This window comes from Bradyrhizobium sp. (genome assembly GCF_049519115.1).
GTDB lineage: Bacteria > Pseudomonadota > Alphaproteobacteria > Rhizobiales > Xanthobacteraceae > Bradyrhizobium.
This window is the reverse complement of the sequence record NZ_JBEKRB010000028.1, coordinates 53028-79552: the sequence shown is the minus strand read 5'-3', so window position 1 is coordinate 79552 and position 26525 is coordinate 53028. Positions and strand designations below refer to the sequence as shown.

Here is a 26525-nt window from a genome sequence, read left to right as displayed (position 1 = left end):
CGCAGTCTCCGCGCTGGCGCTCGCCAACCAGTCGCAGCAGAGCGTGCTCCAGCTGCTCCGCTGATCGAAGATCAAGCAAAAGAAGACCAAACGGCGGGGGAAACCCCGCCGTTTTCGTTTGGTCGAACGGGTTCGGAAAGAGGAGGCGCAAGCGAAAAGACGCGCGAAAACAGCCCGATATGACGAATTCAGAACGGTAACCATTCATTAACCAGCTTGCTTAAGCCGGCGTTAATCATAATTTAAACCCCTGCCCCTATGTTCTGGATGAAAGGTGCTTCCGGCCGCGAACCGAATCGGCCGCCACTGCATAGGAAGGTAACAAATGTCCGGTATCGTTCTTTCGGCATCAGTCCGCCAAAATCTTCTTTCGTTGCAGTCGACGGCAGCACTGCTCGCGACGACCCAGAATGACCTGGCCACTGGCAACAAGGTCAACACGGCGCTCGACAATCCGACCAACTTCTTCACCGCGCAGGGCCTCAACAACCGCGCCTCGGATATCAGCAGTCTGCTCGACAGCATCGGTAACGGCGTGCAGGTGCTGCAGGCCGCCAACACCGGCATCACCTCTCTGGAAAGTCTGGTGCAGAGCGCGCAGTCGGTTGCAACCCAGGCGCTGCAAACCACGGTCGGTTATTCCTCGAAGTCGGACTTCACGGTCGCGCTTGGTTCGGGCGCGACCGCGGCGAACCTGCTCGGTGGGTCCACCTTTACCAACAGCACCCTGACCGGTCTGGCCGCCGACACCACCGCGACTACCGCAACCGCGATTACGGGCTCGACCTCGCTGACGACGGCGAGCAACTCCAACGCCATCACCGCAACGATCGCCAATGGCGACACGCTGACGGTTGACGGTCACCTCATCACCTTTGCCACGGGTGCACCTCCGACCACGGCGACCGTTGCGCCGGATTCCGGTGTTGTAACCGGCAACACCAACGTTACCACCGACGGCGCTGGCGACAGCACCATCTATCTCAATGGCGGTGCAGCTAACCTCGGCGACCTCTTGGAGGCCGTCGATCTCGCGACTGGTGGCAAGACGGCATCGATCTCGGGTGGCGCTGCCACCGTGACCACCACGACCGGCGATACGCCGTCTTCGATCAACGGATCTGGTCAGTTCCTGATCCAGACCGGTACAACCTCCGACTTGACCATCAGCTCGAGCAATACGAGCCTGCTGGCTTCGCTCGGCATCGGCAACGGCAGCGCGACCACGAGTCTGGCGCGTACTCCCGCTTCGGGTTCCAGCCTTGCGACCGGCACGGTTCTCGACATCGCCGCGGTCGGCAACGGCACAGCGACCCACATTGTATTCGGTAACGGTAACGGTCAGATCAGCAACCTGAACGATCTGAACACCGCGCTGGCGGCGAACAACCTGCAGGCAACGCTGGATGCCGACGGCAACCTGACCATTGTAACCGACAACGACAACGCCTCCGCGACGATCGGCGCGCTCACCGGCAGCACGAATATCTTCGCTGGCCGCACCGCTTCGGCTCCGGTCGCGGACCCCGCGGCGCAGGCCACCCGCGCCGGCCTGATCTCGCAGTACAACAACATCCTGTCGCAGATCACGACCACTGCGCAGGACTCCTCGTTCAACGGCATCAACCTGTTGAACGGCGATACGCTGAAGCTGGTGTTCAACGAGACCGGCACCTCCACGCTGAGCATCAACGGCGCGAACTTCAACGCGGCGGGCCTAGGCCTCTCCAACCTGGTGGTTGGCACAGACTTCATCGACAACGCCGCCACCAACAAGGTGCTGACGTCGTTGCAGGGCGCCTCCAACATTCTTCGCTCCGAGGCTTCGAACCTCGGTTCGAACCTGTCGGTGGTGCAGATCCGCCAGGACTTCAACAAGAACCTGATCAACGTGCTGCAGACCGGTGCATCGAACCTGACGCTGGCCGATCCGAACGAGGAAGCGGCCAACAGCCAGGCGCTGTCTACCCGCCAGTCGATCGCAGTCTCCGCGCTGGCGCTCGCCAACCAGTCGCAGCAAAGCGTGCTCCAGCTGCTCCGCTGATCGAAGCGCAAAAAACGGAACGAAAAACGGCGGGGGAAACCCCGCCATTTTTCATTGGTCGTGTGTTTCTGCCGATCGGCTAAGCAATTGCCTAATCCGTAGTTTTGCGGTGCATTCTGTGATCACCGCTAACCATATTTTAAAGGCAAGAACCTATAAAACTTGGGCAGTGACGGCGTCCGCGTGCTGCATAATCCCAGTCGGAGTGATGAATGTCCAATGCAGCTCAGGCCTATTCCCGCACGTCGCAGATTACCGGTAATGCCAGGGAAATAGAGGCGCAGGCGCTGCTCAAGGCTGCCAAGCAACTGCGGGACGTGCAGTCGAACTGGGCAGGCCCGGACGCCAAGATGCACAAGGCGTTGCTGTTCAATCGCCGCCTGTGGACGATCTTCATGAGCGCGGCTGAGGCAGACACCAATCCGCATTCGATCGAAGTGCGTCAGAACATCGCCAACATCAGCATCTTCGTCATGCATCAGACGGTTGACATGCAACTGGCGCCGGATCCCTCAAAGCTAAAGCCGCTGATCGATATCAACTGTCAAATCGCTGCCGGCCTCGCAGGCAGGACCTGAAGTCTACTCACCAACTCGCTACTTCGATTCAGCTTTAAGCCGTCAGATCGGTGGTGAGCGGGCGCGTGGAGCCGTCCTTGCTCAGATCCAGCGAATGAAAATAGGCTGCGCGACGGGCTAACGTCGCTTCATCCGGAAATTGCTGAACCACCTCGCCGGTCAAAGCGTCGACCGACTGGAAAACGACCGACGCGGCTGCGGTATCGAAAAACGCCTGACGCGAGAGATCGCTCGAACCCTGGCTCGGTGAATCATTGCTACTTGCCGTGCTCGCGTCCGTTGCCGTGACGCTTTGATTGGCAGGCAATTGCGTGGGCACGCCGCCAATCGCCGCGTTGCTGGCGGCGGGCGGAAGTGAAACTGCGACCGGGGTCCCCACCGGCCTGATGCTGAAATCCGTACTCATGGCAGCCTCCTGGCTCTCCTCGAGTCAAATCCCAACCCCTCGTCATCGGCAATATGAACTAGACCTCTCAACGCATTGTTAGAGAACGCGCTGAACGATGCACTCACATGCGCGCGTCAATTTGATGAAAATTGTCTGTAAAGCGGAGCCCGGCGCGGCAGGCGCGCTCGTGCCGCTTGCGCTGTCGGTAATACCACCGCGTTAGAGCGAGCGGCTGACCGCCAGCGGCCTGAGGTGCTGCGCTCCCGGATTGACGCGTCGTCCGGTCGCGCCGTAGGTGGTGGGAATATTGCGGCGCTGAGCCTCGGCATTGACGCCACGCACGATGCTTTCGGAAACCGCATGCGCGGTTGCGAGCACGGTGAGATTGACCTGCAACATGGCGCGGAACGTGTCGTGGTGCCGGCGTAGCGTGGCCAGTAGATCCGGCGAGGTCTTGGCCAGATAAAGGTGGTTGGCTTTCAGGCGGCTGACCACGCCGACATAGTGGCGCGACAGCTCCGCCTTCTTCGATTCGAATACCATGGCCTCGCGAATTTTGCCGGCGCGCACGAGCTCGGTTTCGCGTTCAATGACGCCGAGCAGGGCACTCATGGCATCCATCAGGTCCTGGGCGAGCTTGCGGGCCTCGGCCGTTGTGGAAATCGTCGGGGTTGCCGGCGCCGGCGGTCGTGAATGAGGCGGGTTCATGCTTGTTTCCCTTGAGGCTGGCCGGCGGTTTTGGCTTGTTGCATGATCAGCGTGCGGTACACGTTCTTGGCGATACCGACGCCGCCTGCCTGCGCGAAAGATTTCGAATATTGTTCGATCTGCATCGAGCGCCAGATGCCGGTGCCGGTGGTGTTGCCGAACGGGCCTTCGCCCTTGAGGCCGTTGGTCATCTCCGAGAACATCGAGTTGATGAACATTCCCTCGAAGTTCTGCGCCTGGGTTTGGGCCTTGGCTTTCACCTGCGGCGACACCTTGTTGAGCGCCGCGGCGAAATCGTAGTCGGGGTGGCCGCCATAGGTGGGCATCGACGCCTTGGCGGCGCTGGCGAGCTTGCTGTTGCTGATCTGAGCCAGGTCCATCACATCACCTCGATGTCGGCCTGGATCGCGCCGGCGGCCTTGATCGCCTGGAGGATGCCGATCAGATCGCGCGGGCCGATGCCCAGTCCATTGAGACCGTCGACGAGTTGTTGCAGCGATACGCCGTCCTTCACCAGAGCGAGTTTCTTGCCGTCTTCGGTGACGCGGACGCTTGAGCGCGGCGTCACCACCGTCCGTCCACGGGCGAGCGGGTTGGGCTGGCTCACTTGCGGGCTTTCCGAGATCGAGACGGTCAGGTTGCCTTGCGCGACTGCAACAGTTGCGACGCGGACATCACGGCCCATCACGATGATCCCGGATCGTTCGTCGATGATGATCTTGGCGCCCAAATCCGGCTCGACCTGCAACTGTTCGATCTCGGTCAGGAAGGCAACGACATTGCCCTTGAATTCCGGCGGGATCGATAACTGGACGGTCGAGGGATCGAGCGGCTCAGCGCTTTTGGCGCCGAGAAAGTCGTTGATTGCGGCCGCGATGCGCTTGGCGGTGGTGAAGTCGCCGTTGCGCAGAGCCAGCCGGACATTGGGCAGGCGATTGAGCGCGAATTCGATCTCGCGTTCGATGATGGCACCGTTGGCGATGCGGCCGACGGTCGGCACGCCGCGGGTGATGCTGGCGGCGGCGCCTTCGGCCTGGAAGCCGTTGATGGTGACCGAGCCCTGCGCCACCGCATAGACGTTGCCGTCGGCGCCGAGCAGGGGGGTGACGAGCAGGGTGCCGCCTTGCAGGTTCTTGGAATCGCCGAGCGCGGAAACCGTCACGTCCATGCGGGTTCCCTGGGTGCCGAACGGCGGCAGGTTGCCGGTGACCATGACGGCGGCGACGTTGCCGGTGCGGATGGTGGCGCCGCGGATGTTGACGCCCATGCGTTCCAGCATCGCTTGAAGCGATTGCTTGGTGAAGGGGATGTTGTTGAGCGTATCGCCGGTGCCGTTCAGGCCGACGACAAGGCCATAACCGACGAGCTGGTTCTGCCGCACGCCCTCGATATTGGCGAGGTCCTTGATCCGCGACGTGGCACCGGCCGGCGTGACCCCAAGCTGGAACGCGATCAGCGCCCCGCAGGCCAGCCGTAACCATTTTCCCCAATCAACGCCTGGCATCCTCTGCTCCCCGCTGAGGTAGTGAACTTGAGGAGCGCCCGACACTCCCATGAGGGGCGATCCGCTCATCACTATGCGAGCGCCATGCCACGCCTTCATTTCAGCTAATGAACTGATCTAATTGAATCATTTCTGGAGAGCGGCGGTGTGCAGCGAACCGGAGGTAGCCGAAACTGCCGGATCGCGGCAGATTTTGCCGAGTGATTTACGTCGCGTTAACCATCGCAAGCGATGCTGCACGTCATACCGGCAGGGATCCACCATGCGCATCACAGGACCGAACGGCACCACTCTGGGGTCCCAGACCAACAACGTCCGGCGGACCAGCACGAGCGGTTTTTCGCTGCCGGAGGATGCGGCCTCCGCCGGCGAGACACGTGCGACGCTCGCCCCGAAGGCTGCCACGGGCCTCGATGCGCTGCTGGCGATGCAGGGAATCGAAGAGGATCCGACCGAGCGGCGCAAACGCTCGGTCCAGCGCGGCAAACGCGCGCTCGACGTGCTCGACGATCTCAAGATCGCACTGTTGTCGGGCAATTTCGATGGCTCGACGGTGAGCCGGCTGCGGGAGGCTTCGGTCAACCTGAAGTCTTCCTCGGGCGACCCAGGTTTGGATGCCGTACTTTCCGAGATCGAACTGCGCGTCGAGGTCGAACTCGCCAAAGCCGGACAGCATTAGTTTCCAGCATCAGCCTCGGTCATCGCCCGGCTCGACCGGGCGATCGAGTGGTCCGATTCTAACATTCGCACGCCTTCTCAGCGGGCACCTTTGCGAATGTTCGCGGGTGTGACGAAGAAGGGGTGTTATGCCGCCTTGGCATGCTGCTGCGCGTCGTAACGGCGCTGGGCGGCGAGCACGTCCTTCAGGTTGGCCTCGGCCCAATCGCGCAAGGAATCGACGGCGGCGGCAAGCGTCTTGCCGAGCGGCGTGATCGAATACTCCACCGTCACCGGCACGGTTGCGATCGCGCGCCGTTTGACCAGGCCGTCGCGCTCCAGGCTTTTGAGCACCTGCGACAACATCTTTTGCGAAATCCCTTCAATGCCGCGGCGCAACTGATTGAAGCGCAACGCCTCAAAGCGCAGCAGCAAAAGGATCAGCACCGCCCATTTGTCGCCGACCCGATCCAGAATCTGGCGGGTGGGGCAATTGGCCGAATAGGGATTGGCTTTCATCGCACGTGAACTCCGAAAAAGGCTCTGACCGGGTTACTCGGGCGTGACCAGGTGGTCTTGGGGTGCGTTCTTAACACCAGCATCCCAACAGCTATCTAGTCACCGTTGGATACTAATCCAATTCATCCGGAACTTTAAGACATGGAGACAAGCATGAAGATCGCCATCGCCGGCGCCTCGGGGCGCGCCGGGGCCTGCATCACCGCCGAACTCGCCCGCCGCGGCCACAGCGTCACGGGGATTGCGCGGAACCCGGACAAAATCGACAAGCTCGCCAATGTCAGGGCGGTCGCAGGCGATGCCAACGACCGCGCCGCGCTCGCCAAATTATGGGCCGGACATGATGCCGCGGTGAGCTCGATCCATTTCGTTGGCAGCGACATTGAAACCCTGATCGGCGCCGCCAGGGATTCGGGCGTGCCCCGCTACCTCGTGGTCGGCGGTGCCGGCTCGCTCGAGGTCGCGCCCGGGGTGAGGCTTGTCACGGTGCCGGACTTCCCGGCGGCGTATAAGGCCGAGGCCGAGAAGGGCGGGGCCTTCCTCGACCGGTTGCGGCAGGAAAGGGAGCTGAACTGGACCTTCCTGTCGCCGTCGGCGCTGTTCGACTCCGGTAGCCGGACCGGCAAGTTCCGCCTGGGAACGGACCAGCTTTTGGTCGATTCGGCCGGAAAGAGCTGGATCTCGTTCGAGGACTTTGCGGTCGCCATGGCCGACGAGATCGAGCGTCCGGCCCATATCCGAGCGCGCTTTACCGTCGGCTATTAACCAGATTGGGCCGTTTCCGAGGTCCGGCCCGATAGATTTGCCTGTACAGGGGCCTGGAACAGGGGGGTGGCCGGCCACGGCAATATTGTTTGTCGCAAGGCCGCGCTATATAAGGCGCCGCGCGAGGGGACTTCCTCCTTGCGCGGTGCCGCAAGGGCGCGGCGCCTCAGGTGAAAGATGGGCTGGCCTTGGAAAAGTTGAAGAACTATCGACCGACCGAAAAAGAGCCTTTCATGAACGAGCGCCAGCGCGATTATTTCCGCGCCAAGCTCTTGGCCTGGAAGGACGAGATCCTGCGGGAATCGAAGATCACGTTGCAGACGCTCCAGGAGGAGAACGTCAACCATCCTGATCTCGCCGACCGCGCTTCATCGGAAACCGACCGCGCGATCGAACTTCGCGCCCGCGACCGGCAACGCAAGCTGATCTCGAAGATCGATGCAGCGTTGCAGCGCATCGAGGACAACACCTACGGCTATTGCGAGGAGACCGGGGAGCCGATCTCGCTGAAGCGGCTGGAAGCCCGCCCGATCGCAACGCTGTCGGTGGAGGCGCAGGAGCGCCACGAGAAGCGCGAGAAGGTCTATCGCGACGAGTAGGCGGCTTCTTTAGCCGCCGGTATGCGCCGCCGATCTGAGCGCGGCCGCGAGGCCTTGCGGATCGTCGGTGCCGATGCGGCGGGTCTCGCCGGATTTCAGCTTGAGCTCGACCGCGTCCAGCCCCGACACATTATAAAGGCTGAAGCCCGGCGCCTTCCGGATTCCAAATCCGTTCCACCAATGATTTTGGACGGCGGCAACCGACTGGATATCGTCCAGCGGTAACCGATAGGTCCATAATCCCGGACCGAAGTGCCAGCGCAACTCGTTGTCGCCGATCTCAACCGTGAGCGAGTGGAAGATGACGGCGACGGCGGCAAGGATCACCAGCATCAGGATCATCGGAGCCTGGGACCTCTGCCACATCACCGCGGCCCCGAGCGCCGCGACGATCAGGCAAACCACGAGAATTGTCGTTCCGGCCTGCGTGTGACGGTAGGGCATGATCATGCTTCCTCGTTCCTTCGCTCGCGTTTGTCGACGCGGCAGAGCGGAGGGTTCACAGCGAAGGCGCAACGATTGCGGTCCCGGATGGAGCGCGATGGGTGGGCGTCACCGTGCTCCGAACCCCTTTAAACGCAACTGCCTCGCTGCATTTTTTAATGCAGCGAGGCAATGAATGTTACGTTGAGATCGGCCCGCAGATTTCCTGCGGTCAAACGCTAGTCAGCGAGCGGGTCCGGGCGCAGCTGAACGTGATAGACGCGCGGCTTCTCGTCCTTGCCGTTTTCGCTGTGGAAGTAAGCGCGGGTGCCGGTGGTCGTCCACACGCCGCGACCCTTCCAGCCGGCCTTCGGATCGTCGATCCGGCCGTCGGTGTTCTTGGCGAAGAAGCCGAGCGGGTAGGGCAGGCGGATGTTGACGAACTTGCCATTGACCAGAGCCAGCAGCGATTCACTGCCGTTTGCGGTTGCAATCGGCACGTCGTTGCCGAGACCGAGCGTGTTATGGACATCGACCCACATATAGTAGGCGTGGTTGGCGCTGCCTTGGGGATCTTTGACATCCTTGAATTGCGGGCCTGGCATCCGGTACAGCGTCCAGCCCTCGTAGCACTGCGCGCCGGTCGCCGCGTTCGGGCCTTCGAGCTTTTCCTTGCACTTGGAGCGATCGAAGCTCGCGACCTGACCGCTGGACAGCACGGTCCAGGCGACGCCCTTCGAATCGAGGTCCACGCCGCGCGAGCCATAGGTGCCCGGTGGCGACTGGAAGATTTCCGAGACGGCCGTGTGGGTCGGATCGCTGCCCGGAATCAACCGGACCAGATAGGCCGGCTGGTCGATGCGGGTGAAGCCCGGACCCATGGTCTGACCCCAGATCACGTCACCCTTGACGCTTGGCATGATACCGTAGAAGCCGGCTTTGACCGCCTTGTCCTTGCCGGGTTCGATCGGCTTGTCGGCGGCGACGAAAGGCTCGCGCTTGCCAGTGCCCGACACGTTCGCCACGATCGGGGTCCAGCCCTGCGACTTCATCGCGTCGCCAGTTTCCTCGAACTTCTTGACGTCGAGCCAGCCGACCATGCCGCTATAGGGCTGTCCCCAGCTGAACCAGAGTTTGCTGTCGCTAGGCGAGAATAGAAGGTGATGCGTGCCGAAACACGTATCGATCATCGTCCACTTTTCCGTCTTCGGATCGTAGAAAGACGTCTGGCGGGGCGACTCGTTGATCGGTGCGACTTGCGCAGATGGGAGGTCCGAGCCTGCCTTGCAGCTCGCGGGGTTGGGCGCCTTGCGAATGCGTGCCGTGAGCCAGAGCCGGCCTTTTTCGTCCATCATCGGGTTGTGGATCGAGGTGTGGCCGTCCCAGATCGCCTCCTCGCCCCAGAACACCGACGGCCCCAGCGGATCGTCCGCAGAGCTCGGCGTATCCGGATCCCGGAAAGGCTCCTTGATGTACGAGGCGGTGTTCTTGATCGGATCGAGCACCGGCACGTCGTCCGAGCTTTCCTCCGGCGAGCCGTAAATCTTGCCGTAGGCATTCACCGTCGGATTGCGCTTGTCGGTCGAAACCTCGTCGTGGAGATATTCGCCCTTCTTGCCCCAGGCCCATGACGTGATGACGATGTTGCGCTCGACACCCGTCGGACGCTCCGGCTTCTCGGAGGGAAGTTCGCCCGCTGCAATGCGATCGGTCCAGTCGGCAAACATCTTATAGGCGCGCGGCGGGCCCATGCGGCCGAGCGTGAGCGCCATGTTGGTCATGGCCTGGCCCGACTGTACGCGGCGCTCCCACATCTCTTCGGAGGTCTTGAACTCGCCAAGCTCTTTGACGTGCGGCGAGCGGATGTTCTGGCTGCCGAGTGCGTGGCAGGACTGACAGGAGTTCTTGAGGCTGTCGATCCAGACCGCTTGCGAGGTCATGCCAGGTCCGACGCCATTCGCGCTCTTGTCCTTATTCGGAAACTCGCTTGTGTCCGGAATCTTGAGCATGGAGTACCAGTACATGCCCGGATAATACTCTGCTGCGGCGGCCGCATTCGGCGCCACCCTGGCCTTCAGGTCGATGTTTTTGCCGGGCGTGGCATCCTGCTTTTCGGAATCGACAAGGCCATATCCTCGCACCCAGATCTTGTATTTGGCCGCCGGCAACTGCGGGATGACGAACTGGCCGGCATCGTTGGTGACGACGATTTTGGCGTATTTGGTCGGAAGGTCGTCGGTCTCGGCAATCACCCAAACGCCGGCTTCCGGACCGTTGGGGCCGGTCACCTGGCCGCCGATGGCGTCGGCTTTGATCGACAGGGCTTTCTTCTGTTGGGCGTTGGCTGGGCCGCACCATGCCGTCACGAGTGCGGCGATCGCGACCGCGGTGAGACAGGCATTCGAATGGCGACGAAAAGTCATTAATTCGCTCCCGGTTGATAGCTGAACTTCAACGTTTCAGCTTTTCGACAATGTGAAAATTTGTCTTGAGTTTCTAACAGCATCTGATGAATCCAGATAGCTGTCAACGTGGCCCGTTGCCGCCGCCTGTTCACATATTGGTAGAACTCGTGATGGCTCGCACGGTTGCTAGTGTGACAGTTCGATAATACGAACGTCGGCATCGGGACACCAGTCTCGCCAGCATGGATTGGTAAATGGCAAATCGCCGCTTCTTTGATCGCCCGTCGGGCTTAACGATCGCCGAAATCGTTGCGCTGACCGGTGCCGAAGCGAGCGCAAACGCGTCGATGTCGCATGTGATCACCGGCGTGGCGCCGGTCGATCTGGCCGGCCCGGCCGATCTGGCGTTTATCGACGCCAATAAATTTACCGATGCTTTGACCAAAACCCGCGCCGGCGCCTGCCTGATGCCGAAGCGCTTTGTCGGCGAGGCGCCGGAGGGGATCATCGTCCTGGGCACCGAGGCGCCTTATCGCGCTTTCGTCGCCGTGCACCGAAAACTTTATCCGCAATCCTTGCAGCCCGTATCGCTATTTGAGACCGACGGCATTTTCAAAGGCGCGACCATCCATCCCACCGCCCGGCTCGAAAGCGAAGTTACCGTCGATCCCGGCGCCGTCATCGGGCCGCGCGCTGAAATCGGCGCGGGAAGCATCGTCGCCTCGAACGCCGTCATCGGCCCCGACGTCACGATCGGCCGCGACTGCAGCATCGGAGCCGGCTGCTCGATCGTGCATACGCTGATCGGAGATCGCGTCACGATCCATCCGGGTTGCCGCATCGGCCAGGATGGCTTCGGCTACACCGAGGATGCCGCCCAGCAGAAAATCCCACAGACCGGCCGCGTCATCATCCAGAACGACGTCGAGATCGGCGCCGGCACGACGATCGATCGCGGCGGCATCAGGGACACCGTGATCGGCGAGGCGAGCAAGGTCGATAATCTCTGTCAGATCGGACACAACTGCCAGATCGGCCGGCATTGCGTGATCGTGGCGCAATGCGGACTGAGCGGCAGCGTGACGCTGGAAGACTATGCCGTGCTTGGCGGCTCGGTCGGGCTGGCGCCGCATGTCACGATCGGAAAAGCCGCGCGCGTGGCGGCGCGCTCCGGCGTCATGGGCAACATCCCTGCTGGTGAGACCTGGGGCGGCTATCCGGCACGGCCGAGGATGCAATGGATGCGGCAGGAGGCGACGCTCTCGCGTCTCACCACCTCCAGTGACAAGGGCCGTATCCGTACCGCGCGCAACGAAGCCAACAAGCCGTAATTTATTTTCTAGCGCGGCACTTCGACGGCCCCGCAATTATAGCGGTGCGCCAGCGCGCAATCTTCTTCCTGCGACATATCGATGAGCTTGCTCAGCAGCAGATAGCCGAGCACGAGCCCGACCGTGAGCGTCGCAAAGACGATCAGAAGTCCCCGGGTCGAGAGGTGGCTGTTGGCATCGTCGCCGGGCGCGGCCGGGGAGGCCGGCCGGCCACCTTCCTGTTTCATCATATTCCAGCCTTCATATTCCAGCCTTCGGTGGCGTTAGGGCGGCGGTCGCTGCCGGATTCACATCTGCATCCATCCTGCTAGACTAGGCAAGAATGATTCTCCGCCGCTCCCGCTTCGTTCATCTGTTGCCTGTCGGCCCCGGCCGCACGCTGGTCGTGCACGCCATCAGCCACATGCGGCTTCCGGCCGATAGCGAGATATCGGTCCTTCTGGACTATTTTTCGCAAGCCCGTCGTCTCCCTGAGGATTGCGAGGCCATGGTGGCGCTGCTGGCCAAGCCTGGCGACACCCAAGAAGGTTTGCGCGAAGCGATTGAACGCACCGTCATGGAGCTGAAGTCGCGCCAGATCCTGACCGAGATGACGGCGGAAGACGAACTGGCTGCGATCGGAGCGGAGCTTTCCGCCAAGCACGGACGTGATCCCGCCGAGATGCTGGAGAACTACCGGCGCAAATTGAAAGAGGGCGGCTCTGCTTATTGGGCGGTCGGCGCCTCCTACGGCGTTGAGGATTTCGGCGGCGCGCGCCGGCGCGTCGATGCCGTGCTGTTCGGCGACTGCGATATCCAGATGGAGGCCGATTTCCTGCGGCGCGAAGCGGCGCGTCGCAGCATCGACCTGCATGTCGCGGCGACGTTTTCCGACGATATTCGTTTGGCGGCCGAGCATAAACACGATGTGATATTCGTCGGCGCATTGCGGACGCGGCATCTTGTCGTGCAAGACCTCGATAACGGGTTCAACCCCCACGCCGCCTACGTCGGGCATGCCACCGAACTTCTGACCGGATTGCGCGGGATGACGTCGGCGCCGATCCTGATCGACAATCTGCCTGAACCCACCGTTCAGCCGCTTGGATTGGCCGAGCGCGGCGTCAGGGGACATCGCACGCGCTTCCGCCTGACCAATGTGGCGCTGGCCGAACTTGCGGTCGCCTTTCCTGACGTCTACGTGATCGATATCGCGGCTGCCCTAGGCGCGGCCGGGGCTGAACGGCTGCTTGACGATGGCCAGGTCGGGTTCACCCATTTCGGTTCGCCGGGCTGGATGCTGCAACGGCCGGAGAGCGAAAAGGCCGCCGTCCATGGCCTGTTCCCGGACACCGGCCCGCTGGCCCATGCGCTCAATGGCGACGCCTACGGCCGCGAGGCGGTCATCGCGGAAAAACACATCGATGCGCTGGTCACCGTGACCGGGGTCGGCCGCAAGAAATGCGTGATCGTCGATCTCGACGGCACGCTGTGGCCGGGCGTATTGGCGGAGACCGGCAGCCCGTTTGCGTGGGATCCGGAAATCAGTGGGCAATTTTCCTTCATCGGGCTTTATTTCGGCCTGCACGAAGCGCTGAAATCGCTGAAGCAGCGCGGTGTCGTGCTTGCCTGCGTCAGCAAGAACGACGAAGCGACTGTCCGCGAACTCTGGAAATATCCCGATCACTATCCGAAACACCGGCTGCTGACGCCGGACGATTTCGTCACCTGGCGCGTCAACTGGGACGACAAGGTCGGCAACATCGGATCGATTGCGGAAGAGCTGGGTTTTGCGCCCGACGCCTTCCTGTTCATCGACGATAATCCGGTCGAGCGCGACCGCGTTCGCCGGCGGTTGCCGGAGGTCGAGGTCTGGGGCGAGGACCCATTCACCTTGCGCCGGCGCCTGCTCAACGATCCGCGCTTGCAGATTCCGGTCGTGACCGCGGAAGCGGCGTCCCGCAGCGAACTCGTCAAGGCGCAGATCGCCAGGCAGCAGCTGCGCGGCGAGACGATGGCGGAGGCTCAATATATCGAGCAGTTGCAGATCCGATGCGCCATCGAGCGTCTGTCGGCGTCGTCGCCGAAACTGCAACGCGTCGAAGAGTTGTTCCAGCGCACCACCCAGTTCAACACCACAGCTCGAAAATTCTCCACCAACGAGCTGGCGTCGCTGGCGGCAAATCCCGCAGCCCACCTGTTTGCGATCGAGGTGTCGGATCGGCTCGGCGATTACGGCCTGGTCGGGGCGGCCGTCATTGTCGAGCGGGAAATCGCAGGGCTGGCGGTCAGTTGCCGGGCGCTCGGGATGGGCATCGAGCATCGCTTTCTGCGTCATATCCTGGACGAGATGAAGGACGCATCCCTGCCGCTTTGCGGGCGAATCATCCCGACATCGCGTAATATCGCCGTGCGCAACGTCTACCGGGACAACGGCTTTACCGAAGCCGAGCCCGGACTGTGGCTTTTCGCAAAGCTTGCCGCCGGCGACGAGCCGGGCGTGTCGACCGACTCGGAACAGACCATTTTGTTGCGGAGTAATTTTGGGCCGGACATGCGCAACACTGCGCAACATTTCGACGACTTGATGGAAGACTTCGTTAAGAAGTCTGAATTACCGCCGAAGCGGGTCGATATTTAAGCGGGGCACTCACCATGAGCGAGTTCAAAGCAGCCGGCGATCGCATCATTCTCGGCGATCCGGTCCCGTGGTTCAGCCTCCCGGTTGTGACCGGCGGATCGTTTGACCTGCAGGCCGCGGCCGGCCGCTGGGTCGTGCTGAGCTTTGTCGGCTCGCTCGCCGATCCGCGCGCGATGGCGGAAGTGGCCGAACTCGGACGTCTGAGCGCGGCGTTCAGCGAGGATCATCTCATCATCGGCTGCTTGTTTACCGGACAGGCAAGCGATACCGACAGTCTTGGCGCGATCTCCAGCGGCACGTTGTCGTTTCTTGCCGATCGTGACGGTGCCGTCAGCCGGTCGTTCGGCGCCGCAGAGATGCCGCGCACCATCATCCTCGATCCGATGCTGCGGGCGGTTGCCGATATCGCCTGGGATATTCCACAAGGACACGCGGACATGGTTCGCAACGTCCTGCAAGGCCTGCCCCGGGTCGACGATTCCGCGGGCGTTCCGATGTTCGCGCCGGCGTTGATGGTTCCTCGTGTGTTCAGTTTCGGAATTTGCGACTTCCTGATCCAGTTCTATGAGACGCAAGGCGCGGTCGACTCCGGCTTTCAGTTCGACATCGACGGCAAGACCGTCACTCTGTCCGACTGGCGGCTCAAGCGGCGCAGCGATGTCGCGGTTGGCGTGCCGGAAGTGCGCGAACTGATCCGCGACCATATCGTGCGGCGGCTGGTCGGGCCGATCGAGCGATATTTTCAGTTCAAGGTAACGCGCATGGATCGTTATGTCGTGGCCTGCTACGACAGCGCGGTTGCCGCCCATTTCCACCGGCATCGCGATAACATCAACGCCGGCGCCCAGCATCGGCGCTTCGCGCTCTCGATCAACCTCAACAAGGATTTCGAAGGCGGCGACCTGGCATTCCCCGAGTTCGGCACCAAAGGTTACCGGCCATCCGAAGGCGGCGCGCTGGTGTTTTCCTGCGGCGCGCTGCATCAGGTGACGCCGGTGACCAAGGGCAAGCGTTACGCTTTTCTGGCGTTCATGTACGGCGAGGAAGACGCGGTCAGGCGCGAAGGCAACAATGCGAAGCTGCATGCCGGTGAGCTGCAATATGATGCGAGTGGACGCGACCGGCTGTTCCCCGAAGAAGTGCTGCGGCAGGACATTCCTTCTGTCGCTTAACTCGCGATAAGCCTTGCATGGGTTCTTTCACCTCTCCCCGCCTGCGGTGAGAAGGGGCTCAGCCCGATCTCGGCTAAATCAAACTCAATCGCAGCGCTGTCACGCCCAAAACAAGTGCGGCCTCCGTCAGGGGAGCTGACGAAGGCCGCGTTGAACATCTCACCGCGCCTAGGTTTCGCGGTGCGATGTGGGAGCTCGTTGACCGCTAGAACGGCAGCAGCACGTCCATGACCTGGCTGCCGTAACGCGGTTGCTGGATGTCGCTGATCTCGCCGTGGCCGCCATAGGCGATGCGGGCCTGCGCGATCTTGCTGGAGTCGATGGTGTTGTCACTCTGGATATCCTCCGGCCGCACGATGCCGGCGACGATTAGTTCGCGCTTCTCGTAGTTGACGCGGATCTCCTGCTTGCCTTCGACGACGAGATTGCCGTTCGGCAAAACTTGCGTGACGATGGCCGCGACGTTGGTCTGCAAGGTTTCCTGCCGCGTGATCGAACCCTTGCCGTCGGTTCCCATGGCGGAATCCGCGGTCAGGAAACGTCCGGGCAGCACCGATTGCGCGCGTTGACCGAACAGGCTTGAGCCGAGAAACGCGGTGATGCCGGAGTCTTCGGTGGCGCTGCGGCTGCGCTGGGTCTCGTTTGCGAAGTTCGCCTGGTCGGTGATGTTGACCGTGACGGTCAACAGGTCGCCGATCTGATGAGCGCGTTGATCCTTGAAGAACGAGCGCGAGCCGTTTCGCCAGAGCGAATTCGGATTGTAGGACACCGTCTCCGGCTTCGGCATCGGCATCTGCACCGGCTTGTAGCCGGGTTGCGTCGTCGGGTTCTCGATCGACGAAAGCTTGGGCTGCTCGCCAATCTGGGAGAGGCGATCGATACCGGAACAACCACCGACGAGACCAACGACGCTCAGCATGGTTCCGGCAAGCGCGATACGTTTGAACCTGGAAATCAACATCTACTTTACTCTGCCTTTGACGTCGTCTGTGCACTATTGCGGTTGGCTACGGAAACCGGGGCTTCTGTCTCGGCGGCTCCGATCGAGGAGGTGGTGTCCGCGGGCAAAAGCCGCGGCATGGCGATGGCAATGGTGACCTGGTCGCGACCGACGACGGTACCGGTGATCGTCCGCTTGGATTGCAGGTTCAGCACCGTGACGGTGTCGCCTTCGGTGCCGTTGTCGATCGCCTTGCCGCGCGCGGTAAGGTAAATCCCGGCTGCTTCGTAGATCAGCGTGACATTGTCGTCTTTCTGCACCAGATCAGGCTTGCCGATATCGGCCACCCGCAGCGCCTGACCGGCGCGAAGGCCCTTGCGCATCTGCATGCCCACCGCGCCGACGCGGGGTGCGGCGTCGCTGCCCACTTCGGCCTTCGGCCGCCGTTCGGTGACGACATCGGAGGCCTTCAGCACGTCGCCGCGCTCGACATTGCGCGTCAGAATCGCTGCCTCCAGCATCTCGACGGCAATGCCGGTGAAACGCAGTTTGGTGCGATTATTGTTGGTATCGTTGGCGATCTCGAAAGAGACGTCGAATCGCCCGCTGCGCGGCTCGTACCGCACGGAGGCGGGCTGCAGCGAGCCGTTGTTCCAGGCCTCCAGCCGGACGTCCTGCACGTCGCGATCGAATGTCAGGCTGAGGTTGGCCGCATCGCCCAGGCCGCTGCGATGTTCGATCGCATGGGCGACCTGGGATACGATCTCCTTGCTTTCCAGGGTGCGCGCCAGCCGCGTCACCGCGACCGACTTGATGTCCCTGGTATCGACGCCGATCACCTGATGCGCCTGAAGCGTGCTGATGATCTGCGCGGTCGGCAGCATTCCGGTGGTGCCGAGATCGGGTGAACGATAGATCGCGATCTGCGATGCCGTGCCGGCGTTCTCGACCATATCGCCGACCCGCACGATGTCGCTTTCCACCGTAACCTGCGCGCGAAGCACCGGTGTTGCGATGACATCTTCGTTCTCCTGCGCGAGCGCGGCGGAAGGCGCCACGACGAGCAGGGCGGCAACGAGCATCGAACGGACAAACATCACCAACTCCCTTTAGCGGAACATCGCGGTAGCTGATTGCATCATCTGGTCGGCGGCGGTGATAACCTTTGCATTCATTTCGTAGGCGCGTTGGGCGGCGATCAGGTTGGACATTTCCGAGACGACATCGACGTTGGAGGTCTCGAGGCTACCCTGGTTGATGCTCCCATAACCTTCGAGGGTGGCGATGCCGTCCTGCGGCGGACCTGAAGACGGCGTATCGGTGAAGAGGTTGTTGCCAACCGGCTGCAGGCCGGCCTTGTTGACGAAGCGTGTCAGACCGATCTGGCCGACGATGGTGGAAGTCGTGGTCGAGGCGCCGGGCAGCTGCACTGACACCTGGCCCTGGGTGTTGATCGCGAGTCCGGTCGCGTTTTGCGGGATCGTGATGGTCGGTTGCACCGGATTGCCCTGCGCATTGACGATGCGGCCGGTGTTGTCCATCTGGAAGGTGCCGTCCCGCGTATACTGGAAGCTGCCGTCGGGCATCAGGATCTTGAAGAAGCCGTCGCCGGTGATGGCGGTGTCGAGGTCGTTGCCGGTCTGCGACAGCGTGCCTTGCGTCATCGAGCGCGGGGTGCCGACCGTCTTGACGCCGCCGCCGATGTCGATGCCGACGGGAAGGATGGTGCCCTGCTGCGATGCCTGCGCGCCGACCCGGGCGATGTGCTGGTAGATCAGGTCCTGGAATTCGGCGGTCTGCTTTTTGTAGCCGGTGGTCTGCAGGTTGGCGATGTTGTTCGAGATGACCTGGACGCTGAGTTCCTGGGCCGCCATCCCGGTCGCAGCAGTATGAAGCGCTTGCATGGGTTGTCTCCTTAGGCCGGTACGTCAGCAAGCTGCTGGATGGCGTTTTTCTGCAGTTCGGCCTGCTGCTGCATCAGCGTCGAGATCGAGGTGTAGGCGCGGCTGACCTCCATCATGCGGCTCATCTCGACGACCGAGTTGACGTTCGACTTTTCGATGAAGCCCTGCTGCACCCTGGATTTGGTGTCGGCTTGCGGGGCGCCACCTTCACCGGCGGCGTAGAGGTTGAAACCTTCCTTCAGCACCTGCTGGGCATCGGTGAACGAGACGAGACGCAGCGTGCCGCGGATCGAATCGGTCCGGCCGTTGCCTTCGACCACCGTGATGGTGCCGTCGGCCGTGATGTTGATGTCATGGTCGGTTTGCTGGAAGATGATCGGGCCGCCGGTTCCGAGCACCGGATAGCCTGAGGCGGTGACGAGCTGGCCCTGGTTGTTGATCTGCAGGTTGCCGTCACGGGTGTAGCGTTCGCCTCCCGGCGCCTGCACGGTCAGGAAGGCCGAGCCGGAGATCGCGACGTCGAGCGGATTCTTGGTTTCTTCTACCGCGCCCTGCGACATGTCGCGGTAGGTGCCCCGGTCCTGCACGAAGCTGACGCGGCGGTCCCCGCCGACGAAGTTGTCTTCATGCGCCGGCGTGTTCAGATATTCCTCGAACAGCGACTTGTCGGCCTTGTAGCCCGACGTATTCACGTTCGCGATATTGTTGGCAACGACGTCGAGCTGCCGCTCGAGTACCGCTTGCCGCGACAGTCCGATGAGAAGCGCATTCTCCATCGCTAGTTCTCCCCTTCAACGATCGGCCCTTGGCCCTCCCAGGCCGCCTGCTGATCTTCAAACCGTCAGGCTCTCCCAAGCTCGCGGTTCGGGATAGCTACAGCGAAAGCCGTGCCACTCTGGAAATGAAAATCATTTCAACGGCTTCGATATTGAGGCGGGGTTCTGAGGGGCGGCAATAAGGTCTTGTTGACCATGTTTGCCCGGCAACTTTTTCCTAGTTGGCGCCCAAAAGAAAGGTTCCATTAACCATTATTACCTTAGCGTTCAAACCGAGCGCAGGACGTGCCGCGTTGTATCGCGTCAGAAGGGTCGCCTGTCGGCATCGAATACTTTTTCAAGTCGGAGCGGCCCCAAGCGATGGCGGACAACGAGCAGGCGGAAGGCGCGACGGAAGCCGCAGCCTCTGCGCCCAAGGGCAAACTCAAGCTGATCATCGCCGTCGTCGCCGTGCTGGCCATCGCCGGCGGCGGGGCGACCTGGTTCTTCTTCATGCGGCATCATGGTGAGGAAGGGCATGCGGAGGCCAAGGAGCCGCCGCCGAAGCCGGCGTCCTATGTCGAAGTGCCCGACCTGCTGGTGAATCTGATCGGCCTGCCCGGTGAGCGGGTGCAATATCTCAAGGTCAAGATCGTACTCGAGGTCAAGGAAGAGAAGCAGGTCGAGGCGATCAAGCCGTCGCTGCCGCGCGTGACCGATATTTTCCAGACCTATATGCGCGAACTGCGTCCCTCGGATCTCAATGGTTCGGCGGGCATGTTTCGCCTCAAGGAAGATTTGACGCGTCGCGTCAACGCGGCGGTGGCTCCAAACCAGGTCAGTGCGGTGCTCTTCAAGGAAGTCGTCATTCAGTGACGATGCGGATCTAGGAAAATGGCGGGCAACGATCCAGTCGACCAGGATGCAATTGCGGCGCAATGGGAAGCGCAGCTTGACTCCCAGGATCCGGAAGCAGCCGCTGCAGAAGCGGAAGCCAACGAACTTTCGGAGACCATGGCCCTGCAATGGGCCGCCATGGTCGAGGACGGCAGCAAGGACTTCGGCACCGGCAAGAACGGTGGCGAACGGGTTCTGTCGCAGGAGGAAATCGACAACCTGCTCGGCTTCAATGTCGGGGAGGTCAATCTCGACGACAATTCCGGCATTCGCGCCATCATCGATTCGGCGATGGTCTCCTACGAGCGCCTGCCGATGCTGGAAATCGTCTTCGACCGCCTGGTGCGGCTGATGACGACTTCCTTGCGCAACTTCACCTCCGACAACGTCGAAGTCTCGCTCGACCGCATCACCTCGGTTCGCTTCGGCGACTACATGAATTCGATCCCGCTGCCGGCCGTGCTCTGCGTGTTCAAGGCCGAGGAGTGGGAAAATTTCGGGCTCGCTACCGTCGACTCCAGCCTGATCTACTCGATGATCGACGTCCTGCTGGGCGGCCGCCGCGGCCAGACCTCGATGCGCATCGAGGGTCGTCCCTACACCACGATCGAGACCAACCTCGTCAAGCGGCTGGTCGAGGTGGTGATGGCGGACGCCGAACAGGCGTTCCGGCCGTTGTCGCCGGTCAAGTTCACCATCGACCGCTTAGAGACCAATCCGCGTTTTGCCGCCATCAGCCGGCCGGCCAACGCCGCGATCCTAGTGCGCCTGCGCATCGACATGGAAGATCGCGGCGGCAATATCGAATTGCTGTTGCCTTATGCGACCATCGAACCGATCCGCCCCGTCCTGCTGCAGATGTTCATGGGCGAAAAATTCGGTCGCGATCCGATCTGGGAAGGCCATTTTGCCACCGAAGTCGGGCAGGCGGAGATTTCCGTCGATGCGGTGCTTTATGAAGCCGACATTCCGCTCAAGCAGCTGATGCGGCTGAAGGTCGGCGACACCCTGCCGCTGGACATGCGGGCCGATGCGCTTGTGGCCGTGCGTTGCGGCAACGTCACCCTGACCGAGGGGCGGATGGGCCGGGTCGGCGACCGCGTCGCGATCCGCGTCGCCAAGCAATTGCGCAAACCGAATACGACCTTTGCCATGTTCGAGAAGGCCGACGAGCAAACCAAGATGATGGAGGCCCCATGAGTCACTCGCTCGGAGTAGCAATCGAGAGCCTTGTCGCGATTTTGCTCATGCTCACGATCGGTTACTGCATGTTGTTGAACAAGCGCCTGAAGCGGCTGAAGGCGGACGAGCAAACGCTCAAGGCCACCATCGGCGAGCTCATCACCGCGACCGAAATCGCCGAGCGCGCGATCGGCGGCCTCAAGCATACGGTGCGCGACGTCAACGAGAATCTCGGCACGCAACTGGCCTCTGCCGCCGAGATGTCGGAGCAGTTGAAGAAACAACTGGGCGAATGCGACAACGTGGTTCGCCGCTTGTCGAAGATCGCGGTTGCGGCCCGTCCTCCGGGAGCCGCGCCCGAACCCGCGCCGCCGCCTGCGCCGGTGCCCGCTTCAGTCTCGAGCGCCAAGGCGGTCGCCGCCGCCGCTCAGGCTTTCTCAGAACGCAGAAAGGCTAATGGGCTTGCGGCATGAAACCGTTTCGTAACATCCGCGTCCTTCCCGTTGTTCTGGTTGCGATCTGCAGTCTTGCGGTCTTGAAGATCGCAGGTCTCGTGCTCGATGGCGGATACGTGTTCGACTATCGGCCAGAATCGACCAAGCCGTCCTGGGCGCAGGAGACCTTCAACTTTCCGGGCCGCAACGGCGTCGACGCCAGCGACATTACCGGTTCGGTGGAAAAACCGAAGGAGGAAGAGAAGCCGGCGCCCGAAGTGGCGAAGGCCGAGACCTCCATGCGGCCGGAGCAGGGACAGGCGGTATCGCCTTCCGAACGCGCCATCCTCGAGCGGCTCCAGGCGCGGCGCCAGGAACTAGAGGCGAGGGCGCGCGAGATCGACATTCGCGAGAGCCTGCTGAAGGCCGCCGAAAAGCGCGCCGAGGGGCGCGTCGAGGAAATGAAGGCGATCGAGTCCCGCATCACCGGCGCCACTGCGCAGAAATCCGAAGAGGAAGCCGCGCGCTTCAAGGGCATCATCACGATGTATGAGGGCATGAAGCCGAAAGACGCCGCCAAGGTTTTCGACCGGCTGGAAATGCCTGTGCTGTTCGAAATCGCCTCGCAGATCGCGCCGCGCAAGATGGCCGATATCCTCGGGCTGATGTCGCCCGAAGCGGCTGAGCGGCTCACGGTCGAAATGGCGCGCCGGGCGGGCTCGGATAAGTCCGGCTCGGGGGTCGAGCTTCCGAAAATCGAAGGCAGGATGGTTCAACCGCAAAAGGCGAATTAGCGGACATATTTAATAGGCCGTTAAATCGCGAATTCTAGTGTTACGGCGCGCCTTCTGGCGGGCCGACGGCGATCGGATGAACTGAAAGACTTAACCGGAATGGCGCGAATGGCTGCCGCTGGATTTTGGTCGCGAGTGCGCGCCTCCGCGCAAGCGCTCGCGCGTGGCCTCGCGCAGCCCTCGCGTTCCGCGGCAACTTTCGTGTTTGGTGCATTGGCCGTGCTGGCTTTTTCAGCTCACGCGTGGGCGAAGGAGCCGGTCAAGGCGGAAGCCACGCTTTCGTCCGACGGCGGCTATGCCCGGCTGGTGGTGAAATTCGCCGAAGACGTCACCTCGGAAGTGGTAACGGCGGGCTCGATCATCGTCATCCGGTTCGAACGTCCCGTCGATGTTGTCGTCGACAAGGTGGCGGATGCTGTCCCGGACTATGTCGGATCGGCGCGGCGCGATCCGGATGGTTCCGCGATCCGCCTGTCGCTGTCGCGCAAAGTGACCATTAATACGATGACGGCCGGCGAACGATTGTACGTCGACCTGTTGCCGGATTCCTGGAACGGTCCGCCGCCGAGCCTTCCCCAGGACGTCGTGCGCGAACTCGCCGAACGTGCCCGCGCGGCCGAGCGCGAGCTGCGCCAGCAGCGCGCGATGTCGGAGGCCAAGAAACGTCCGCCGGTGCGGGTCCGCGCCTCGGTGCAGCCGACGTTCGTGCGCTTCATCTTCGAAATGCCCGACGGCGTCGGCGTATCCTCGGTGCTGAACGAACAGAAACTCAAATTGATGTTCAGCAAGGCACTGACGTTCGATCTAGCCGACGCCAAGATATCGGCGCCGCCGAACGTGTCCTCGATCAGCCAGAAGATCGAAGGCGAAACCGCGGTGGTAGAACTTGTCATGCTGGGGGATGTGGACGTCCACTCCTTCCGCGAAGACAAGAATTACGTCATCGACGTCGCCTTCCAGCAGGCCGACAAGGCTGCGGTGCTGCCACAGGCCGCGGATGCGGCGCATGCGCCAGCGGCACACGCGGCCGAAAAACCCGCGCCGTCGATGGCCGCAGCTCCCGCACCCGCGGCGGCTGTGACGCCGGTTGCACCGGTGCCCGCAGCTCCAGCGCCGGCAACGGCTATGCCGGCCGAAAAGCCGGTTGTGTCCGAAAAGCCGGTGACGCCAGAAAAACCGGTGATGGCAGCCGAAAAACCGGTGATGATGGAGAAGCTGGCGGCCGCGCCGCAACCGCAACTTTCGGAATCTCATGCGGCGGAAGCGCCTGCCGCGCAAGTGGCTCCCGAACTCGCTGTCGAGCCCGCGCCGAAGATGGCGGCGGCGCCGGAAGCGGCCCCGCCCGTGGCTGCGCCCGGCGAGGCGCCGGTGGCAACTGAAATGCCTTCCAAGAAGCCGGCCACCGCACCAGCGATGGCCGCGCCCGCTGAGGCCAAGCCGGAGCCGGCCCCAAGCAATGTCAGCGTGCTGCGCGACGGCGCAGGGCTCCATCTGACATTTTCATTGCCGACGGGGACGGCGGCGGCGCTGTTCCGGCGCGCCGATACGCTTTGGCTGATGCTCGATTCTAAAAAACCGATCGACGTCGAATCGATCCGCGGGCAGGGCGGCGCTGCGGTTGCCGATGTCAGCGTCGTGCCGCAGGACCGCGGCCAGGCGGTGCGCTTCCGCCTCAACCGCCCGCAACTGCCTTCGCTCGCGGGCGAAGATCTCGCCACCGGCACCAACTGGACCGTCACCTTTGCCGATACCGTGCAGTCGCCGTCGCAAGCACTCTCGGCGATCCGAAACATCGCCGACCCCTCGCTCGCCAATGTCACGGTGCCGATGCAAGGGGCGGGGATGCTTCATCGTTTCACCGATCCGGACGCCGGTGACACCCTGTTCGTGGTGACGGCTAAGGCGCCGGCGCGCGGTTTCATCAAGCGGCAGGATTTTGTCGAACTGTCGCTCTTGGAATCGATTCACGGCGTGGCGATCCGTCCGAACTCCGATGAGGTGACAGCCGATGTCGGTCCCGACAAGGTGGTTTTGGGAAAACCCGGCGGCCTGACGCTGTCGCCGGCCGATAGCGGCGCCGAACGCGCGCCCACCGCGGTGCGGCCGATCTTCGATCTTCGCGAATGGCGCAAGAACCAGGAAGGAACCTTCAACGAGCGGGCCGATGCCTTGATCGAGGCCGCGGGTGCCGCGGCTGCCGGCGGGGCGGAGGCGCGTACATCGGCGCAGCTCGATCTCGCGCGCTTCTACATGGCGCGCGCGATGTTTCCCGAGGCCGTCGGCGTGCTCAACCTGGAGCTCTCCGACGAAAAACAGGGCAGCGAAGACCCATCCGTCCTGATCGTTCATGCGCTGGCCAACATCCTGATGGGCCGTCCCGAGCGGGGACTGAAGGATCTCGCCAGTCCGGCGATCGGAGCCAATTACGACTCGCAGCTCTGGAAGGCGATCGCGAGCGCGCGTCAGGGAAAATGGGCGGACGCGCGCGAGAAGTTCAAGAGCGCCGAATTCGCCATCACGTCGCTGCCGATCGACTTGCAGCGCATCGTGATTGCCGATGCGATGCATGCCTCGATCGAGGTCAAGGATTATCCGGGGGCGGCCAAGCGCGCCAGCGAACTGGATGTGATCGGGACCGCGCCGGAGCAGGCGGCGGCGGTCGGCGTGCTGCGCGGCCGGCTCGCCGAGGGCCTCGGTCACGACAAGGATGCGCTCGACGAATATAAGCGCGCCGCCGCCTCGTCCAACCGCCCGGCGGCGACGGAGGCGCGGCTGCTGCAAGTCGCGCTGAGGCAAAGGCGCGACGAAATCAGCCCGGAAGATGCGCTGAAGGAACTCGAGACCCTGGCGATCACCTGGCGTGGCGACACGCTCGAAGTGCAGGCGCTGGAAATGCTGGCGCGCATCTATGCCGACTCCGGCCGCTTTGCCGAGTCGTTTGGCGCGGTGCGGATCGCCAATCTTCTGGCGCCGAATCTGGAAATCTCCCGTCAGGGCCAGGATGCGGCGTCGGCGCTGTTTGCCCAGCTCTTTCTCGGTCAGAAGGGCGACGACCTTCCGCCAATCGATGCGCTTGGAATGTTCTACGAGTTTCGCGAACTGACGCCGATCGGCCGGCGCGGCGACGAGATGATCCGCCGTCTCGCCGATCGCCTGGTGGCCGTCGATCTGCTCGATCAGGCCGCTGAACTGCTGCAATACCAGGTCGACAAGCGGCTCGAAGGTGCGGCGCGTGCGCAGGTCGCTGCGCGCCTGGCCATGGTCTATCTCACCAACCGCAAGCCGGAGCGCGCCATTATCGCGCTTCGTTCGACCCGCATCGCCGATCTCTCCGGCGAATTGCGCCAGCAGCGCCTCCTGCTCGAGGCGCGCGCGCAAAGCGACGTCGGACGTCACGACCTCGCGCTCGACATCGTTTCCAATGTCACGGGCAAGGAAGCGGTCCGGCTGCGTTCCGATATCTACTGGGCGGCGCGGAAGTGGCGCGAGTCGGCCGAACAGATCGAACTCTATTACGCCGATCGCTGGCGCGACTTCAAACCGCTTGGCGCTGCCGAGAAGAGCGACATCATCCGCGCGGTAGTCGGTTATGCGCTGGCCGAGGATACCATCGGGCTGACACGCTTTCGCGAAAAATACCTGCCGCTGATGAGCGGGGATGCGGACCGCGCCGCCTTCGAGATCGCAAGCAAGCCGGTCGGCTCCAGCAACGCCGACTTCGCCGCGATCGCCAAGATGGCCGCGAGCGTCGACACGCTGGAAGGATTCCTGCGCGAGATGAAGACGCGATATCCCGACGCGACCGCGCGCGCGATCATGCCGCCGGCGACGACGAAAGCCGATCCGGTGTCGACCGGATCGCTGCCGGCGATCGTCGGAACCAAGCAGGCGAGGGCGGCGAAGTAG

At 62.5% G+C, this 26525-nt stretch carries 26 protein-coding genes; 13 read left to right on the top strand and 13 right to left on the bottom strand.

The genetic code is table 11. From position 1 onward, the window contains the following. The coding region (locus ABSE61_RS20795) for a hypothetical protein (RefSeq protein ID WP_423873013.1) at positions 1–208 on the bottom strand (208 nt) is incomplete at its 3' end. Positions 209–325: 117 nt separating this feature from the next. Here ABSE61_RS20795 and ABSE61_RS20790 point away from each other — a divergent pair. Beyond that, positions 326–2044, top strand: a complete 1719-nt coding sequence (locus tag ABSE61_RS20790; RefSeq protein ID WP_423873012.1) for a DUF1522 domain-containing protein — start codon at positions 326–328, stop codon at positions 2042–2044. Between the two features lie 212 nt (positions 2045–2256). Next, positions 2257–2622, top strand: a complete 366-nt coding sequence (gene flaF, locus ABSE61_RS20785; RefSeq protein ID WP_423873011.1) for a flagellar biosynthesis regulator FlaF — start codon at positions 2257–2259, stop codon at positions 2620–2622. 34 nt (positions 2623–2656) lie between these two features. Here flaF and ABSE61_RS20780 read toward each other — a convergent pair whose 3' ends face one another. The 4 genes from ABSE61_RS20780 to ABSE61_RS20765 form a co-directional block, all read right to left on the bottom strand. After that, positions 2657–3028: a hypothetical protein gene (locus ABSE61_RS20780; protein ID WP_423873010.1), complete on the bottom strand. Its 372-nt coding sequence runs from the start codon at positions 3026–3028 to the stop codon at positions 2657–2659. Positions 3029–3229: 201 nt separating this feature from the next. Further along, complete coding sequence (locus tag ABSE61_RS20775; protein WP_423873009.1) at positions 3230–3718, bottom strand: hypothetical protein; 489 nt, start codon at positions 3716–3718, stop codon at positions 3230–3232. Then, positions 3715–4044 carry a flagellar assembly peptidoglycan hydrolase FlgJ gene (gene flgJ / locus ABSE61_RS20770; protein WP_423873017.1) on the bottom strand — a complete coding sequence of 110 codons (330 nt, stop codon included), beginning with the start codon at positions 4042–4044 and terminating at the stop codon, positions 3715–3717. Before flgJ ends, ABSE61_RS20775 begins: the two co-directional genes overlap by 4 nt. A gap of 53 nt (positions 4045–4097) precedes the next feature. After that, entirely contained in the window at positions 4098–5222 is a 1125-nt protein-coding gene (locus ABSE61_RS20765; RefSeq protein WP_423873008.1) for a flagellar basal body P-ring protein FlgI, read from the bottom strand. Between the two features lie 262 nt (positions 5223–5484). Between ABSE61_RS20765 and ABSE61_RS20760 the strand changes: the two genes are divergently transcribed. Further along, positions 5485–5901, top strand: coding sequence for a flagellar assembly protein FliX (locus ABSE61_RS20760; RefSeq protein WP_423873007.1), 417 nt, complete (start codon positions 5485–5487; stop codon positions 5899–5901). A gap of 125 nt (positions 5902–6026) precedes the next feature. On the opposite strand, the gene ABSE61_RS20755 is transcribed toward ABSE61_RS20760, so the two are convergent. Continuing rightward, on the bottom strand, positions 6027–6398 hold the full coding sequence (locus ABSE61_RS20755) for a winged helix-turn-helix transcriptional regulator (RefSeq protein ID WP_423873006.1): 372 nt from the start codon (positions 6396–6398) through the stop codon (positions 6027–6029). A 153-nt stretch (positions 6399–6551) separates the two neighbouring features. Here ABSE61_RS20755 and ABSE61_RS20750 point away from each other — a divergent pair, with 153 nt between their 5' ends. Both ABSE61_RS20750 and dksA read left to right on the top strand, forming a co-directional pair. After that, entirely contained in the window at positions 6552–7163 is a 612-nt protein-coding gene (locus ABSE61_RS20750; RefSeq protein WP_423873005.1) for an NAD(P)-dependent oxidoreductase, read from the top strand. Positions 7164–7396: 233 nt separating this feature from the next. After that, positions 7397–7762, top strand: a complete 366-nt coding sequence (dksA, locus tag ABSE61_RS20745) for an RNA polymerase-binding protein DksA (RefSeq protein ID WP_171707889.1) — start codon at positions 7397–7399, stop codon at positions 7760–7762. Between the two features lie 9 nt (positions 7763–7771). Here dksA and ABSE61_RS20740 read toward each other — a convergent pair whose 3' ends face one another. After that, positions 7772–8206 carry a hypothetical protein gene (locus tag ABSE61_RS20740; protein ID WP_423873004.1) on the bottom strand — a complete coding sequence of 145 codons (435 nt, stop codon included), beginning with the start codon at positions 8204–8206 and terminating at the stop codon, positions 7772–7774. Positions 8207–8424: 218 nt separating this feature from the next. Next, complete coding sequence (locus tag ABSE61_RS20735; RefSeq protein WP_423873003.1) at positions 8425–10608, bottom strand: carboxypeptidase-like regulatory domain-containing protein; 2184 nt, start codon at positions 10606–10608, stop codon at positions 8425–8427. 236 nt (positions 10609–10844) lie between these two features. Here ABSE61_RS20735 and lpxD point away from each other — a divergent pair, with 236 nt between their 5' ends. Then, positions 10845–11921, top strand: coding sequence for a UDP-3-O-(3-hydroxymyristoyl)glucosamine N-acyltransferase (lpxD, locus tag ABSE61_RS20730; RefSeq protein ID WP_423873002.1), 1077 nt, complete (start codon positions 10845–10847; stop codon positions 11919–11921). A gap of 8 nt (positions 11922–11929) precedes the next feature. On the opposite strand, the gene ABSE61_RS20725 is transcribed toward lpxD, so the two are convergent. Then, positions 11930–12151: a hypothetical protein gene (locus ABSE61_RS20725; protein ID WP_423873001.1), complete on the bottom strand. Its 222-nt coding sequence runs from the start codon at positions 12149–12151 to the stop codon at positions 11930–11932. Positions 12152–12243: 92 nt separating this feature from the next. Between ABSE61_RS20725 and ABSE61_RS20720 the strand changes: the two genes are divergently transcribed. Together ABSE61_RS20720 and ABSE61_RS20715 are read left to right on the top strand one after the other, a co-directional pair. Next, a complete protein-coding gene (locus ABSE61_RS20720) occupies positions 12244–14541 on the top strand; it encodes an HAD-IIIC family phosphatase (protein ID WP_423873000.1) in 2298 nt (765 codons plus the stop codon). Positions 14542–14555: 14 nt separating this feature from the next. Then, a complete protein-coding gene (locus tag ABSE61_RS20715) occupies positions 14556–15713 on the top strand; it encodes a 2OG-Fe(II) oxygenase (RefSeq protein ID WP_423872999.1) in 1158 nt (385 codons plus the stop codon). Positions 15714–15918: 205 nt separating this feature from the next. Here ABSE61_RS20715 and flgH read toward each other — a convergent pair whose 3' ends face one another. Genes flgH through flgF form a run of 4 tightly spaced genes read right to left on the bottom strand, consistent with a single transcriptional unit; the run spans position 15919 to position 19333 of the window. Continuing rightward, on the bottom strand, positions 15919–16674 hold the full coding sequence (gene flgH, locus ABSE61_RS20710; protein WP_423872998.1) for a flagellar basal body L-ring protein FlgH: 756 nt from the start codon (positions 16672–16674) through the stop codon (positions 15919–15921). 5 nt (positions 16675–16679) lie between these two features. Continuing rightward, positions 16680–17750, bottom strand: a complete 1071-nt coding sequence (flgA, locus tag ABSE61_RS20705; protein WP_423872997.1) for a flagellar basal body P-ring formation chaperone FlgA — start codon at positions 17748–17750, stop codon at positions 16680–16682. Positions 17751–17762: 12 nt separating this feature from the next. Then, a complete protein-coding gene (gene flgG / locus ABSE61_RS20700) occupies positions 17763–18557 on the bottom strand; it encodes a flagellar basal-body rod protein FlgG (RefSeq protein ID WP_423872996.1) in 795 nt (264 codons plus the stop codon). Between the two features lie 11 nt (positions 18558–18568). Next, complete coding sequence (flgF, locus tag ABSE61_RS20695) at positions 18569–19333, bottom strand: flagellar basal-body rod protein FlgF (protein WP_423872995.1); 765 nt, start codon at positions 19331–19333, stop codon at positions 18569–18571. A 360-nt stretch (positions 19334–19693) separates the two neighbouring features. Here flgF and fliL point away from each other — a divergent pair, with 360 nt between their 5' ends. The 5 genes from fliL to ABSE61_RS20670 all read left to right on the top strand — a co-directional run bounded on the left by fliL (position 19694) and on the right by ABSE61_RS20670 (position 26525). Beyond that, positions 19694–20188 (top strand): flagellar basal body-associated protein FliL, encoded by a 495-nt coding sequence (fliL, locus tag ABSE61_RS20690; protein ID WP_423872994.1) that lies wholly within the window; start codon positions 19694–19696, stop codon positions 20186–20188. A gap of 18 nt (positions 20189–20206) precedes the next feature. Continuing rightward, positions 20207–21409: a flagellar motor switch protein FliM gene (fliM, locus tag ABSE61_RS20685; protein ID WP_423872993.1), complete on the top strand. Its 1203-nt coding sequence runs from the start codon at positions 20207–20209 to the stop codon at positions 21407–21409. Beyond that, positions 21406–21864, top strand: a complete 459-nt coding sequence (locus tag ABSE61_RS20680) for a DUF6468 domain-containing protein (RefSeq protein WP_423872992.1) — start codon at positions 21406–21408, stop codon at positions 21862–21864. The genes fliM and ABSE61_RS20680 overlap by 4 nt, the downstream gene beginning before the upstream one ends. Then, positions 21861–22619: a MotE family protein gene (locus tag ABSE61_RS20675; RefSeq protein WP_423872991.1), complete on the top strand. Its 759-nt coding sequence runs from the start codon at positions 21861–21863 to the stop codon at positions 22617–22619. Before ABSE61_RS20680 ends, ABSE61_RS20675 begins: the two co-directional genes overlap by 4 nt. A 99-nt stretch (positions 22620–22718) precedes the next feature. Further along, positions 22719–26525: a tetratricopeptide repeat protein gene (locus tag ABSE61_RS20670; RefSeq protein WP_423872990.1), complete on the top strand. Its 3807-nt coding sequence runs from the start codon at positions 22719–22721 to the stop codon at positions 26523–26525.

Coding starts and splice junctions, on each gene's coding strand:
- ABSE61_RS20715 (WP_423872999.1), top strand. CDS start 14,556: ATGAGCGAGTTCAAAGCAGCCGGCGATCGCATCATTCTCGGCGATCCG.
- ABSE61_RS20675 (WP_423872991.1), top strand. CDS start 21,861: ATGAAACCGTTTCGTAACATCCGCGTCCTTCCCGTTGTTCTGGTTGCG.
- fliL (WP_423872994.1), top strand. CDS start 19,694: ATGGCGGACAACGAGCAGGCGGAAGGCGCGACGGAAGCCGCAGCCTCT.
- lpxD (WP_423873002.1), top strand. CDS start 10,845: ATGGCAAATCGCCGCTTCTTTGATCGCCCGTCGGGCTTAACGATCGCC.
- ABSE61_RS20790 (WP_423873012.1), top strand. CDS start 326: ATGTCCGGTATCGTTCTTTCGGCATCAGTCCGCCAAAATCTTCTTTCG.
- ABSE61_RS20680 (WP_423872992.1), top strand. CDS start 21,406: ATGAGTCACTCGCTCGGAGTAGCAATCGAGAGCCTTGTCGCGATTTTG.
- ABSE61_RS20765 (WP_423873008.1), bottom strand. CDS start 5,222: ATGCCAGGCGTTGATTGGGGAAAATGGTTACGGCTGGCCTGCGGGGCG.
- ABSE61_RS20760 (WP_423873007.1), top strand. CDS start 5,485: ATGCGCATCACAGGACCGAACGGCACCACTCTGGGGTCCCAGACCAAC.
- ABSE61_RS20670 (WP_423872990.1), top strand. CDS start 22,719: ATGGCGCGAATGGCTGCCGCTGGATTTTGGTCGCGAGTGCGCGCCTCC.
- dksA (WP_171707889.1), top strand. CDS start 7,397: ATGAACGAGCGCCAGCGCGATTATTTCCGCGCCAAGCTCTTGGCCTGG.
- flgJ (WP_423873017.1), bottom strand. CDS start 4,044: ATGCCCACCTATGGCGGCCACCCCGACTACGATTTCGCCGCGGCGCTC.
- ABSE61_RS20720 (WP_423873000.1), top strand. CDS start 12,244: ATGATTCTCCGCCGCTCCCGCTTCGTTCATCTGTTGCCTGTCGGCCCC.
- flgF (WP_423872995.1), bottom strand. CDS start 19,333: ATGGAGAATGCGCTTCTCATCGGACTGTCGCGGCAAGCGGTACTCGAG.
- fliM (WP_423872993.1), top strand. CDS start 20,207: ATGGCGGGCAACGATCCAGTCGACCAGGATGCAATTGCGGCGCAATGG.
- flgA (WP_423872997.1), bottom strand. CDS start 17,750: ATGTTTGTCCGTTCGATGCTCGTTGCCGCCCTGCTCGTCGTGGCGCCT.
- flaF (WP_423873011.1), top strand. CDS start 2,257: ATGTCCAATGCAGCTCAGGCCTATTCCCGCACGTCGCAGATTACCGGT.
- ABSE61_RS20735 (WP_423873003.1), bottom strand. CDS start 10,608: ATGACTTTTCGTCGCCATTCGAATGCCTGTCTCACCGCGGTCGCGATC.
- flgH (WP_423872998.1), bottom strand. CDS start 16,674: ATGTTGATTTCCAGGTTCAAACGTATCGCGCTTGCCGGAACCATGCTG.
- flgG (WP_423872996.1), bottom strand. CDS start 18,557: ATGCAAGCGCTTCATACTGCTGCGACCGGGATGGCGGCCCAGGAACTC.
- ABSE61_RS20740 (WP_423873004.1), bottom strand. CDS start 8,206: ATGCCCTACCGTCACACGCAGGCCGGAACGACAATTCTCGTGGTTTGC.
- ABSE61_RS20725 (WP_423873001.1), bottom strand. CDS start 12,151: ATGATGAAACAGGAAGGTGGCCGGCCGGCCTCCCCGGCCGCGCCCGGC.
- ABSE61_RS20750 (WP_423873005.1), top strand. CDS start 6,552: ATGAAGATCGCCATCGCCGGCGCCTCGGGGCGCGCCGGGGCCTGCATC.
- ABSE61_RS20775 (WP_423873009.1), bottom strand. CDS start 3,718: ATGAACCCGCCTCATTCACGACCGCCGGCGCCGGCAACCCCGACGATT.
- ABSE61_RS20755 (WP_423873006.1), bottom strand. CDS start 6,398: ATGAAAGCCAATCCCTATTCGGCCAATTGCCCCACCCGCCAGATTCTG.
- ABSE61_RS20780 (WP_423873010.1), bottom strand. CDS start 3,028: ATGAGTACGGATTTCAGCATCAGGCCGGTGGGGACCCCGGTCGCAGTT.